This window comes from Pseudomonas sp. Ant30-3, from assembly GCF_000690905.1.
Lineage (GTDB): Bacteria > Pseudomonadota > Gammaproteobacteria > Pseudomonadales > Pseudomonadaceae > Aquipseudomonas.
The window spans coordinates 42,079-53,384 of sequence record NZ_JMCL01000083.1 but is presented as its reverse complement, the minus strand read 5'-3'; the positions used below and the strand labels follow the sequence as shown (position 1 = coordinate 53,384).

The 11,306-nt window shown below is 53.2% G+C and carries 9 protein-coding genes and 2 pseudogenes; 7 read left to right on the top strand and 4 right to left on the bottom strand.

All coding sequences use genetic code 11. The features are described from left to right. Nucleotides 1-180 precede the first annotated feature (180 nt). Nucleotides 181-540: a co-regulatory protein PtrA N-terminal domain-containing protein gene (locus tag DU29_RS0120370; RefSeq protein ID WP_028623342.1), complete on the bottom strand. Its 360-nt coding sequence runs from the start codon at nucleotides 538-540 to the stop codon at nucleotides 181-183. Between the two features lie 209 nt (nucleotides 541-749). Between DU29_RS0120370 and DU29_RS0120360 the strand changes: the two genes are divergently transcribed. The 4 genes from DU29_RS0120360 (at nucleotide 750) to copD (ending at nucleotide 4,477) form a co-directional block, all read left to right on the top strand. Beyond that, nucleotides 750-1,439, top strand: a complete 690-nt coding sequence (locus DU29_RS0120360) for a heavy metal response regulator transcription factor (protein WP_016779392.1) — start codon at nucleotides 750-752, stop codon at nucleotides 1,437-1,439. After that, a complete protein-coding gene (locus DU29_RS0120355) occupies nucleotides 1,436-2,824 on the top strand; it encodes a heavy metal sensor histidine kinase (RefSeq protein ID WP_033050720.1) in 1,389 nt (462 codons plus the stop codon). Before DU29_RS0120360 ends, DU29_RS0120355 begins: the two co-directional genes overlap by 4 nt. Nucleotides 2,825-3,145: 321 nt before the next feature. Next, nucleotides 3,146-3,529 carry a copper homeostasis periplasmic binding protein CopC gene (gene copC, locus DU29_RS0120350; protein WP_028623340.1) on the top strand — a complete coding sequence of 128 codons (384 nt, stop codon included), beginning with the start codon at nucleotides 3,146-3,148 and terminating at the stop codon, nucleotides 3,527-3,529. Nucleotides 3,530-3,532: 3 nt separating this feature from the next. After that, entirely contained in the window at nucleotides 3,533-4,477 is a 945-nt protein-coding gene (gene copD / locus DU29_RS0120345; RefSeq protein WP_028623339.1) for a copper homeostasis membrane protein CopD, read from the top strand. Nucleotides 4,478-4,638: 161 nt separating this feature from the next. Here the strand turns inward: copD and tnpC are convergent, their stop codons facing one another. Together tnpC and DU29_RS01000000130265 are read right to left on the bottom strand one after the other, a co-directional pair. Continuing rightward, entirely contained in the window at nucleotides 4,639-4,995 is a 357-nt protein-coding gene (gene tnpC, locus DU29_RS0120340; RefSeq protein ID WP_028623338.1) for a Tn3 family transposase post-transcriptional regulator TnpC, read from the bottom strand. Continuing rightward, a pseudogene (locus DU29_RS01000000130265) lies at nucleotides 4,995-6,089 on the bottom strand (transposase); the annotation flags it as partial. The pseudogene DU29_RS01000000130265 and the gene tnpC, both read right to left, overlap by 1 nt. Before the next feature lie 150 nt (nucleotides 6,090-6,239). Here DU29_RS01000000130265 and DU29_RS01000000130260 point away from each other — a divergent pair. Then, nucleotides 6,240-8,168: pseudogene (locus tag DU29_RS01000000130260) on the top strand (DUF4158 domain-containing protein); the annotation flags it as partial. A 124-nt stretch (nucleotides 8,169-8,292) separates the two neighbouring features. Here DU29_RS01000000130260 and DU29_RS0120325 read toward each other — a convergent pair. Next, nucleotides 8,293-9,303 (bottom strand): tyrosine-type recombinase/integrase, encoded by a 1,011-nt coding sequence (locus tag DU29_RS0120325; RefSeq protein WP_081832521.1) that lies wholly within the window; start codon nucleotides 9,301-9,303, stop codon nucleotides 8,293-8,295. Between the two features lie 186 nt (nucleotides 9,304-9,489). Here DU29_RS0120325 and DU29_RS1000000130995 point away from each other — a divergent pair, with 186 nt between their 5' ends. Continuing rightward, entirely contained in the window at nucleotides 9,490-10,524 is a 1,035-nt protein-coding gene (locus DU29_RS1000000130995) for a DNA-binding protein (RefSeq protein ID WP_050483149.1), read from the top strand. Nucleotides 10,525-10,856: 332 nt separating this feature from the next. Next, nucleotides 10,857-10,988 carry a hypothetical protein gene (locus DU29_RS1000000133550; protein WP_268871199.1) on the top strand — a complete coding sequence of 44 codons (132 nt, stop codon included), beginning with the start codon at nucleotides 10,857-10,859 and terminating at the stop codon, nucleotides 10,986-10,988. Nucleotides 10,989-11,306 lie beyond the last annotated feature (318 nt).

The window sequence follows — 11,306 nt, the reverse complement described above, 5'->3', positions numbered from 1 at the left end:
TTAGCTTTCATAGTGACCTCAAGGATGAGCGAGAAAAACACTCGCTATGCTAAAGAAACTGAACTGCCAGTTAACTGACCTGAACACTACATTTCTGTCAGTTTTTGAAATAAATCACGGCGTCGAAGCGACGCCGTTTGTAACCGGGATTAATTACGAAAAACCTTGAAAGGAGGATGTTTACTGATGGTTTTCTGAAAGCATTAGCTTGTGTTCGCGTTGCACTTGGTTCAAAACGTCATCGACGATTTTGTCGTGCTTCTCCATCCCGGCGAGATGTTGTTGGGGCGACATTGATGTATCAGGATGGTCTTGATGGAGTTGGCTCATGATCTCGCCAAGCATTTTCATGTGCTCTGCCATGTGCACATGGCGTTGACCCGCTGGGGTTTTTTCGGCTTGAATCAGAACCGTTTCCGCTTTATTACGATTACGCATCCTTTCCATGCGCTCCATCACTCCGTCTCCGCCGCCCTCAGCCCATGCCGAGGCCGAGAGCAGGATCGAGCCCACCAGAAACATGGTTTTGAGATAGCTCATGGGGCCGCTCCTTGATAGGGATGGTGTCCGACTCCTGAGGATTTTTCTCTCTGGAGAGTCGGATGAGCACTTGACGGTGTTCATGGGCAAACCCTAGACAACGCTTGCTGACATCTACCTGAAGCCAGAATTACATTTCTGTCAGTTTCTGGTTGGCTGGGCTAATTCGTTGCAAACTCAGCCCCATCATCACTTTGAGAGCCACTCCCATGAGACTGCTGGTTGCTGAAGACGAACCGAAAATAGGTATCTACTTGCAACAGGGCCTTACTGAGGCTGGGTTCAACGTTGATCGTTTCACCAATGGTACTGAGGCCCTGCAACACGCCTTGAGCGAAGCGTATGACCTACTGATTCTTGACGTCATGATGCCCGGTCTGGATGGGTGGGAAGTGCTTCAGAAGGTGCGTTCGGCAGGAAAAGATGTACCGGTGTTATTTCTGACTGCGCGAGACCGTGTTGAAGATCGCGTTAAGGGGCTTGAGCTCGGAGCGGATGATTACCTGATCAAGCCCTTCGCATTTTCTGAATTGCTGGCCCGCGTCAGAACACTACTGCGTCGCGGTAATGGCGTGCCCTCGCCAACCAGTATGAAACTGGCCGACCTAGAGGTTGACCTGCTCAAACGCAGGGCCATTCGGGGGGGAAAACGCATAGACCTGACGGCCAAAGAGTTTGCGCTGCTGGAGTTGCTGCTCCGTCGCCGGGGCGAAGTGCTGCCGAAGTCGCTCATCGCCTCGCAAGTTTGGGACATGAATTTCGACAGCGATACCAACGTAATCGAGGTTGCGGTGCGCAGGCTCAGGGCGAAGATTGATGACAGCTTTGAGGTCAAGCTGATCCACACCGCACGTGGTATGGGCTACATGCTTGATGCACCGGATTCGGAATCAAAATGAAGCGCCTGTCCCTGACTACACGCATGGGTCTGATGTTCATGCTTGCGGTAACAGCTGTGCTCACCGTCGCCGGAGTCAGCTTTGACCACCTCAGCCAGCATCACTTCAAAATGTTGGATCAACAGGCTCTATACGAAAAACTCGACTCGACCCAGAGAATCCTGGGGGAGCTGAAGAGCATCGATCAATTCAGCGAGTTAAAGCCCGAGTTACAGGCTTTGCTCGGGGCTCACCATAATTTGACAGCCCTTATCCTAGACGATGACGGGAGGCTACTTTTCGCTGATCCAGGGCCAGTCAATGTTCCAGAGGCGTTCCTCACGACCACCAACAATAATTTTTGGGAATGGCAGAACCAAGAGCAGATGCTCCGCGGGGTGACGACACAATCGATGGTGACCGGTCGGGACAAGCCGCTGACCGTGATCTTGATCTTTGATGTTACTGAGCACATGTTTTTCTTCGAGACGCTCCAGCGATGGTTCTGGATAGGGCTGGTGATCAGCGCGCTCGTCAGTATGGGGCTGGGCTGGTTGGTTGCCCGCAGTGGCATGCGTCCTATTCGTCAGGTAACCAAGGTCGCTGCGTCGATGTCGGCCAAATCACTTAAAGAGCGAATTCCATTAGCGTCTGTTCCAAAAGAGCTTCAACAGATGGTGTCGTCGTTCAACGCGATGTTGTCACGTCTGGATGATGCTTTTGTCCGGTTATCAAATTTCTCTGCGGACATTGCTCACGAACTGCGCACACCGGTCAGTAATCTGATGACCCATACCGAAGTGGTGCTCTCTAGAAAAAGGAATATTGAGGACTACGAAGACAATCTGTATTCGAATCTGGATGACTTGAAGCGTATGTCTCGGATGATCGACGACATGCTCTTTCTGGCTAAATCTGACAACGGCCTGATTACCCATGAGAACAAACCGATAGACCTATTGGACGTCGTAGAGAAGCTGCTCGAATACTACCGCCTGCTGGCAGATGAGCGCGGCATCAACCTAACGGTTTCAGGGGCAGGGAGTGTCCGGGGCGACGTACTAATGCTGCACAGAGCTATCTCGAATCTGCTTTCTAATGCGCTGCGGTACACCCCGGAGGGGAGGACCATCAATGTCGATATCCAACAGAGAAGTACCTCGACATTTGTGGTCGTGGAAAACCCAGGAGAAACCATTGCACCCGAACACCTTGAAAAGCTCTTCGATCGATTTTATCGCGCGGATCCGGCTCGGCGTGAAGGGAGCCCCAGCAACGCTGGACTGGGGCTCTCAATTACGCGGTCGATCGTAGAGGCCCATGGAGGCAAGATCTGGTGTACCTCATCCAATCGAAAAACAGCCTTCCATATGGAATTTCCTAATGCCGGATCGAAACGGGCTTAGCCTCGCTCAGACGGATTGACCGACAGGCTTCAGAGAGAAACCCAAGGTAACGCACATCGGGAAAATAAAAAGCCACGATGACAACCCTCAATTCTGGACCAGAGGGCACGCGCAAAGCTTACTGAAATGTAATCGAATGGTCGGCAGTCATGTGGCATCGTGTCCTAGCTCTATAACGCGGATCATCCTGATCCATTACCTGGGTTCAGTACGCGGCATACGCTTGGTGTTCGCCTGTGGTTTTAACCGGAATTGAGAAGTAAAAAATAGATCTCCCCCATCAAACCTCGAACCAACAGCTTATGCTGTGAGGAGTCTTGCATGTCATTCTTTAAAACTACTACCGTAGCTGTTGCACTTACCGCGGGTTTGCTCGTGAGCGCTATCGCTCAGGCGCATCCAAAGCTGATGTCTTCGAGCCCTGCGGACGGCTCGACGTCTGCGGCACCTTCCAAGATCGAACTGCACTTCTCGGAGAACCTCACAACTCAGTTCTCGGGAGCGAAACTGATCATGACTGACATGCCGGGTATGCCGAATTCACCTATGGGCGTTAAGGCTGGTGTCGCAGGCGGCGACGATCCAAAAATAATGGTTATCACGCCCACCGCTCCGCTAACCACTGGTACTTATAAGGTCGAATGGCGGGCAGTCTCCTCCGACACTCATCCCATCACCGGCAATTTCTCTTTTAAAGTGAAATGATCCATGAGCGACTCAATCAACATCGTCCTTCGCTTCGCTCTTTATTTAGACCTAATGCTGCTGTTTGGATTGGCCATTTTTGGTTTGTACAGCCTTAGGGGAAAAGAGCGAGTATCCGGCGCCGTCTTGAACTTTGAGTCGCTACTTTTCGGCACCGCAGTTGTTGGTGTAGTTCTGTCCCTTGCCGCTATGTTGTTACTTGCGAAAGCAATGAGCGGCGTTTCAGAATTTATGGAGCTTCACCATCACATCTTCGAAATGGTTCTAACTGGTACCGACGTCGGGCTCACCTGGATGGTCCGAATAGCAGCCCTGGTGCTGGCAGGTATCGCCATCACACTTAACAAGCGCTTCCCAACCCTCAGTCTTTGGGCGGTTACCGTCTTCGGTGCTATTGCTCTCGCTACTCTAGCGTGGACAGGGCATGGCGCAATGGACGAAGGCAATCGTCGTTATATACATTTCATTAGCGATATCCTTCACCTTCTGGCAGCCGGTGGTTGGATGGGGGCTCTAGCCGCATTCGCTTTACTGCTGCGTGCGAAAAGACTAAACGGCGGACAAGAAATACGGGTTCTCTCCCGTGTCCTGACTGGGTTTGAATCAGCTGGCGCGCTAATTGTTGTGATTTTAAGCATTACTGGCGTAGTGAATTATCTCTTTATCGTGGGCCCAACCCTGGACGAAGTGATGCTAACTACTTATGGCATTCTGCTCTTTTTGAAAGTTTTACTCTTCGCAGGGATGATTATATTAGCGACGCTAAATCGATTCCATTTGAGTCCACTGTTAGAACGCTCAATAAAGGAAGGGGACCATGCCGTCGCCGTCAATGCTTTACGACGTAGTATGACCCTTGAATTCTCCGTTGCAGTAGTCATAGTGTGCCTTGTCGCTTGGCTAGGAACCCTGAGCCCGGAGATGGATATGAGCACGGTGCAGCATTAATAATCCGCATAATGTCCACACCTGGAGCTCCTACGCTCCAAACGCAAATTTTGTGAGCGTTGAGCCAAGCGTCCATGTTGACGTAACGCTACGGTTCTCAAACCACTACTCGTTTGTCACCGGCATGTTGACTCCGGGAGTTAAAGTCCGCACCCTTGCCGCTAATAGTCAGGAGCAAGTGCTGCCAAAGGAGCCAAGTGTTTAGAGCCTGTTTGCAAGCAAGAACATAAGGCACAAATATCCCCTTGAAGGGCGATCGCCTGCTCCCAAATACTGTCAACATCAGTGGTAGCTACGGCGAGAGGGGAACTTTCCAATATCGTCATGGCCATGGCATGTAGATGTAAAAAGTCGTCCCTAATGCGGCTGATCCCACCAATTTCAGCAAGACAGGCATCTAGCCGATCCACCAAGTTAAGCAATTGAGAGGTGTCGTAGCTCGCATGCAGTGAATCGAGTGCCTTGGCATCGACTTCTCCATAGGGCGTCACTCGAAACGAAGCGGGTGGAGTGTGCATTAGTTCGTCTCCAAAACGTTGCTATGGGGAATCTTTTGCCCTCGAATCGAACCCGCAGCCTGCTGGAAAATGGAGTCCTTGATCCAGGGCTCCGGGGGGCGTTTGAGGCTGAGATTGAATTCTCCAAAGCGTTTGACGTTGCTGGTCAGGTAGGGGCTGAGAAACGATACATCTTCATCGGTAAACTGCCAGCCGTCACGGGCGAGTTTCTGCAGGATGCGCATCATGTCGACGGTGTTCTGCAAGATCACTGAGGAAGCAATCATATCGTTGTAACGCAAGCGCTTCTGTTGCTCATCTGGATCGTTCTCGGCGATGACATCGCCGCCGAAGGACAGCCACTTCGAGAAACCGTTGTAGGACTCGATCTTGTTGGTATTGGCTGTTACTTCTTGGCGCAACTCACGGCTGCCAATCCATTTGAGCAGGAAAATCGTCCGGATTACACATCCCAGCTCCTGCGCTGCATGGTAGAGCTTGTTGCGCCGACTGTAAGAGCCGAGTTTGCGCAGCAGCATTGGCGAGGAAATTTTGCCGGCCTGAATCGACAGCGCCACCTGCATCAGATCCTGCCAATGGGTCTCTATCTGGCTCCAGTTGACGGTATCAGTGAAGAAGCTGTTGATGTGCTTGTACTTGGCCGAGCGATCGGGCCGATACATGACCAGGTTGCGCCAGTTGCGGATGCGAGGCATTAGATTGATGCCCAGCAAATGGGTGAATGCAAACACTGTTGCGGACTGGCCTTGAGTGTCTGAATAAACCGTATCGACTTCAACACTATGATCCGCTTTCAGCAGACCCTCGATGACATAAATGGCCTCCCAGATGCCCGGTGGGATGAAGTGCTGAAAGACGGCGATGTAGTTATTTGCCACATGTCGGTAGGCGACCGCGCCCATCTTGCGATAACGGAAATGGTAGCCCGCGAGCAAGTTTTCATCGTAGAAATCAAATTGTGTCCCGTCGGCCGCGACCGCCTTGCCGTCGCCCCAGAGCTTGGGTAGGTCGAGCTGGAGATAAAGCTCGACCAACTCCCGGTTAGCCTTGTCCAGCTTGTCAAGTGGCAGGTGCCGACGATTGGTGTAGGACAGGGGGTTATGCCGAGATAAAGGAAAATCAGGACATTTGTTATGTAACATTATGATATTGCTATAATTTAAATGTTTTTCTGCGTTTCCTTTCCTCGTCCCACTTTTAGCCGTCTATGCTGAAGTTTTTGCTTTTATTGAGGGACGAACTCCATGGCCTCTCTGGAGCGGACAGCCTATCCGAAGCTGCCGGCGAATCTGTCGTCGAAAGAGCTTCATCAGAGCTATTCGCTCTCAGAATCTGAGCTCGAATGGCTCTCTAGAACGGCTAAAAGCCCTGTTCTTACTATTGGGTTAGCCGTTCTACTTAAAGTATTCCAACAGCTGCATTACTTTCTCGCTCTCGAAGAGATCCCAGCTGAAATCGTCAACCATGTCAGGTCGTGCCTGAGTTACGGGGCGCGCATAGTTCCTCGTTATGCGAATCCCCGTACCGTGTACCGCCATCAAACAGCTATCCGCCAATATCTACAGATCACCCCGTTTTATGGGAGCGATGCTCTAAAAATCGCCGTGAAAACTGCCCACGAAACGGCGGAGGTTCTTGATCAGCGAGTTGATGTCATCAATGTCCTGATTGGCGATCTGCTTGAGCAAGGTTACGAACTGCCGGCCTACTCGACGCTCAATGATGCGGCTGAAGATGCCCAAGTTGCTCTCCAGGAAAAGATTTTCAATCGAGTCGTCGATAGGGCTCCGATTGATGTGATCTATCGTCTCAGAGAACTTCTGGACACCGATTTCGGTCGTCGCCAAAGTGATTTCAATGCCCTGAAGCAGGTCCCCAAGAAGCCCTCTCGCAAACACTTGGAGATATTGATCGACCACTTAAGTTGGTTGGAGGGATTCGGTGACCTCGACGCCATCTTTGAGGGAATCGTTGATACCAAGATTCGGTTTTTTGCGAATCAAGCGGAGAAAACAGATGTTTCAGAGCTTAAGGATTCTTCGCTTCCAAAGCGCTACACCTTGATGCTGGCGCTGATCTACCTCATGCTTGTACGAGCACGGGATCACCTTGCTGAGATGTTCATCAAGCGAATAGCGACGATTCACAAGCGAGCCAAGGATGAGTTGGAGCAGATCCAGCTACGTCAGCGCAAAAAGCTAGAGTTGCTCGTGGCCACCTTGGATGGCGTGATTCAAATTCTCAGCCAAGAACCAAGTGATCAGGAAGCCGGAAGCTTGATTCGCGAGTATCTGTCTCCCGAAGGGAATCTTGATCACCTTCGGGAGGCCTGCGCCGAAGTCCAGGCCACAGGCGGCAGCAACTATCTCCCGCTACTCTGGAAGCACTTCAAATCCCATCGATCACTTCTGTTCCGCCTGAGCCATCTGCTGCAAATGGAGCCAACAACCCAGGACCGCTCGCTTATCGCGGCTCTGCAGTTGGTCCAGGACAACGAGAACCTGCATAGGGAATGGATCGACGAGCATGTGGACCTGTCGTTCGCCTCGGATCGCTGGATCAAAGTTGTCTGTCGCGCAGCCAGCGAAGGACCACCGACCAACCGACGCTTCCTGGAAGTCTGCGTGTTTTCCCATCTGGCCAATGAGCTTCGCTCTGGCGATATCTGTGTGCTTGGTTCGGAGTCGTTTGCTGACTACCGCAAACAGTTATTGCCTTGGGATGAGTGTCTGGCTCGTCTGCCGGAATACTGCGAAAAGGTCGGACTACCGAGTACGGCCACAGAGTTTGTCGCCAGCCTGAAGGAGCAACTTGAGAGCACTGCTCAGCAGTTGGATGACAAATTTCCCAGTTGCCGCGGTGACGTGTCAATTAATGAGGCCGGTGATCCTGTGTTGCGCCGAGTGGTCGCCCGTGACATCCCGCCTTCAGCAATCTCGCTACAAACGGCTATCACACAGCGTATGCCTGCCAGGCATGTGCTCGACATTATGGCCAACATCGAGCACTGGATTCAGTTCACCCGCCATTTCGGGCCGATGTCCGGCAGCGACCCCAAACTGAAGGAACCGGCCGAACGCTACCTGATGACGATCTTCGCAATGGGCTGCAACCTAGGACCGAATCAGGCCGCTCGCCATCTGGCGGGTAACGTAACCCCACACATGCTGTCGGGGTTGTGCCGAGATAAAGGAAATTTAGGACATTTGTTCTGTAAGTGATTGTAATTACAGTGCTTTTTACTGATTCTATTTACGGCTTAAACCAATGCCCAAAGGGCTGTCATCCCGTATCTAGCTATGGCTTGCGCCGCAGTAACAAGCCCGCCGCGTTCTCCTCGAAGGCTTTAGCCTCTTCGATATAGCCGTATACGGTGCCGTCGTGCCGCCAGCCACCCTGACGCTTGATCTCCAGAAAGTCGGCCCCAGCCCGATGGGCGCTGGTGGCCAGTCCACGACGCAGACTGTGGCTGCTCATCTCGGGCACATACGACAGTCCTGCTGCTTCGGCACGTGCCGCCAGGATGGCATTCACGCTACCCTCGTGCAGTGCAACCTCGCCGAGTACTCCCCAGCGACTGATGCGCCGGAACAGTGGCCCCTGCTCAATCTGAGCGGCATCCAACCAGCGGCGTAGTGCCGTCGCTGGGCAGCAAATGCTGTCGCCGAACGGGATCGCTTTGTCCAGTCCCTCGCCCGCCTGATCAGTCTTCGAACGAGGCAGTGTGATCCGCAGTCCTTCCCGCTCCCACTGCAGGTAGTGCACTTCCAACATGACCAGCTCGTTGCGTCGGAACGCGCCGAAGTAGCCCACCTGTAGCAATGCGCTGTCACGCAGCGCGGCGAGCCCTTCGAGTGCGTCCAGGCACGTCACGATGCGTTCGAGATCCTCCAGCAGTAAGGCCTTGGCCTTCTGCCGTGGCCGCCCGTTCACTCGCTCAATCCCGCGCAAGGTCTTGCGCACGGTGGCGCTGGCGGTTGGGTCAGGGAACCCCTGATAGCGGTGCCATTGCGCCAACGCCGTGAGGCGCAGGGCCAGGGTCCGCGGGTTCAGTACTTCCGCAAAGGACAGCAGGTAGCGAATCACCGCAACTTCATCGCACGGCAGTACGCCGCCCCAGGCCAGAAAGTGGCGGATGGCCGAGCGGTAGGTGCGCCGGGTGTTGTCAGAGGTTGCCGCCGCGAGAAAGCGTTGGTGTTGCTGGGTGAATTGCTCGGGCGTGGCGAGCGTACCGGCGGTACGCACCAGCGCAATCGACTCGTCGAGTGGGACTGGAGGGACACTTTCGTCGATCTTACTGGCCGTCATCACGAAACGCCTGTTTAGGCCTTGTGTACCGCGGATTATAGGTGCAAATGCCGATCGTGAACGCTTTACTCACGATAATCTATCTTATCGTGGCTGAGCTGGAGGTTTCACATGGACGAACTATTCTGTACTTAACAAGAGATATTACGTTTCACATATTACGGTACGAAAAAATCCGAGGTGTTCATGGCCCGTCCAGGAGTCCTCTATGTACATGTCGCCCATGCGGCGGCTCGGCTGGTGGCCGAGGGCAAAAATGCCACGATCGACAGTATCCGTGCCGCTTTGGGCGGAACCGGCAGCAAAAGCACAATTGCCCCGTTGTTAAAGCGCTGGAAAAGCGCGCACCCCGGCACGGTGGCGCAGGCCGAACTGGGATTGCCGGCGGAGCTCGTCCTGGCGATGAAAGGTGTCTACGAAAAGGTACTGGCAGAGGCGACCCTACAATGCCAGCAAGCCGCGCAGGGGCATCAGGCAGAAACCGCTGCGCTACAGGAGCAGTTGCAGCAAGCTTTCGTCGAGCAAGACGCGCTACTCAACATTCAGGAGCAGCAGGCTCAGGCTCTGGCCGCCGCCACTACGCACTGCCAAGGGCTGACTGAAACCGTACAGCGTCAGGAGATTGTCTTGGCCGGCCTCGGCAGTGAAAAGCTCGGCCTCGAACAGCGATTGGCTGACCGCGTCTGCGAGGTGGCCTCACTGACCCAACAGCTGCAGCAAGCGCAGGTTCAGTTCGAGCATTACCAGGTCTCGGTCGCTCAACAACGCTCGGATGAGCGCCTAAGCGCTGAGCAGCGCCAGCATCGCCTGGAACACGAACTGACTGAACTCCGGCAACGCCTGGGCATTCAGCAAACCCGTCTGGGCGAACTGCAGGCCCGGGCACACCACTTGTTGCAAGAGAACAATCACCTACAGAGCACACTGCTGACGACCCAAGAGGCACTCACGCATAGGCAAAGCGCGCATGAGCAAGTGGTGTATCAACTCACCGAGCTGAAACAGATCCATCTTGCTCTGGAACAGCGCCATGGGCATGGCGCGCAGTCTTTGGCTGAGACGCAGACGAACCTGGCCGTAAGCGAACGGGAGCGTGCCCTGCTGGCGGAACATTTAACCCGAGCTGAAACCCAACTGACCGAGTTGACCACAGACAAGCAGCTCCTCCTGCAAGATAACGCAGTGCTCTCCAGTCAACTTTCGGAGTCAAAGGCCAAGTGAGACATATGCCTAGATAAGGGGGGATTCATTCGATTCGTCAGTAACTTGCTGTTCTTTATGAATTTATTATTTTTTGACGGTCAAAAATAATTGGTGGTGAGCTCCTCAGGAAGCCGCCGTTGAACTCTTTCAGGATCGCTATTTCTCAACAGACCTCGTCGGCTATGCATTAAACCGGACTCGGTATCGACGCGCAATGTGCGCTTTCATCCCGAAGAAATACATATTCTCCTTCTTGGGGAGGCCGCAGAATTCGTAAAAAATCGTACGCTAAACCACTGGGCTTAAGCGCGTTCCCTGTTCCGGTGCTCCCTATTCGTGGTTTTGAAGCAATGGGACCCAAAACCAACGTAGGCCTGCCGCGTGCCTGCGAACTGCACGATGCCGATGCCGATGGTGACGACAGGCAGCAATCGGCCGATTGTGTTGAAAAAGTCGACCCGGCCAGACTACCCATGCATTGATCGGTGAAAACGCCTTTTTTGCACGTTGCTACGTCAAATCTGAGCCCTGAACTGAACCTTCTGCGCAAAACACGGATTTCAATCTCAGACGCGTACTTTTCTGCCGTGGAAACCGAAGCCGACTTTTTCAACAGAATCGGCCAAAACCGGACGTTCATCGCGAACGTCTAGAGCATGAGAGATGCCTATCTGACGCTCTCCACATCGCATAGCGCCCATTGACCCTGCTTGCGCGATCCCTCAATTCCTGTGGTTTCGCCAAAGGTTATGAACGGCAGCTTTCCAAACGCCCAGACAAATAGTAATGTAATTGTTACT

What these genes read in the sequence shown, in the direction of transcription:
- DU29_RS0120325 (WP_081832521.1), bottom strand. Translation starts at nt 9,303, where the DNA reads ATGACGGCCAGTAAGATCGACGAAAGTGTCCCTCCAGTCCCACTCGAC.
- DU29_RS0120360 (WP_016779392.1), top strand. Translation starts at nt 750, where the DNA reads ATGAGACTGCTGGTTGCTGAAGACGAACCGAAAATAGGTATCTACTTG.
- DU29_RS0120355 (WP_033050720.1), top strand. Translation starts at nt 1,436, where the DNA reads ATGAAGCGCCTGTCCCTGACTACACGCATGGGTCTGATGTTCATGCTT.
- DU29_RS0120370 (WP_028623342.1), bottom strand. Translation starts at nt 540, where the DNA reads ATGAGCTATCTCAAAACCATGTTTCTGGTGGGCTCGATCCTGCTCTCG.
- copD (WP_028623339.1), top strand. Translation starts at nt 3,533, where the DNA reads ATGAGCGACTCAATCAACATCGTCCTTCGCTTCGCTCTTTATTTAGAC.
- DU29_RS1000000130995 (WP_050483149.1), top strand. Translation starts at nt 9,490, where the DNA reads ATGGCCCGTCCAGGAGTCCTCTATGTACATGTCGCCCATGCGGCGGCT.
- tnpC (WP_028623338.1), bottom strand. Translation starts at nt 4,995, where the DNA reads ATGCACACTCCACCCGCTTCGTTTCGAGTGACGCCCTATGGAGAAGTC.
- DU29_RS1000000133550 (WP_268871199.1), top strand. Translation starts at nt 10,857, where the DNA reads ATGGGACCCAAAACCAACGTAGGCCTGCCGCGTGCCTGCGAACTGCAC.
- copC (WP_028623340.1), top strand. Translation starts at nt 3,146, where the DNA reads ATGTCATTCTTTAAAACTACTACCGTAGCTGTTGCACTTACCGCGGGT.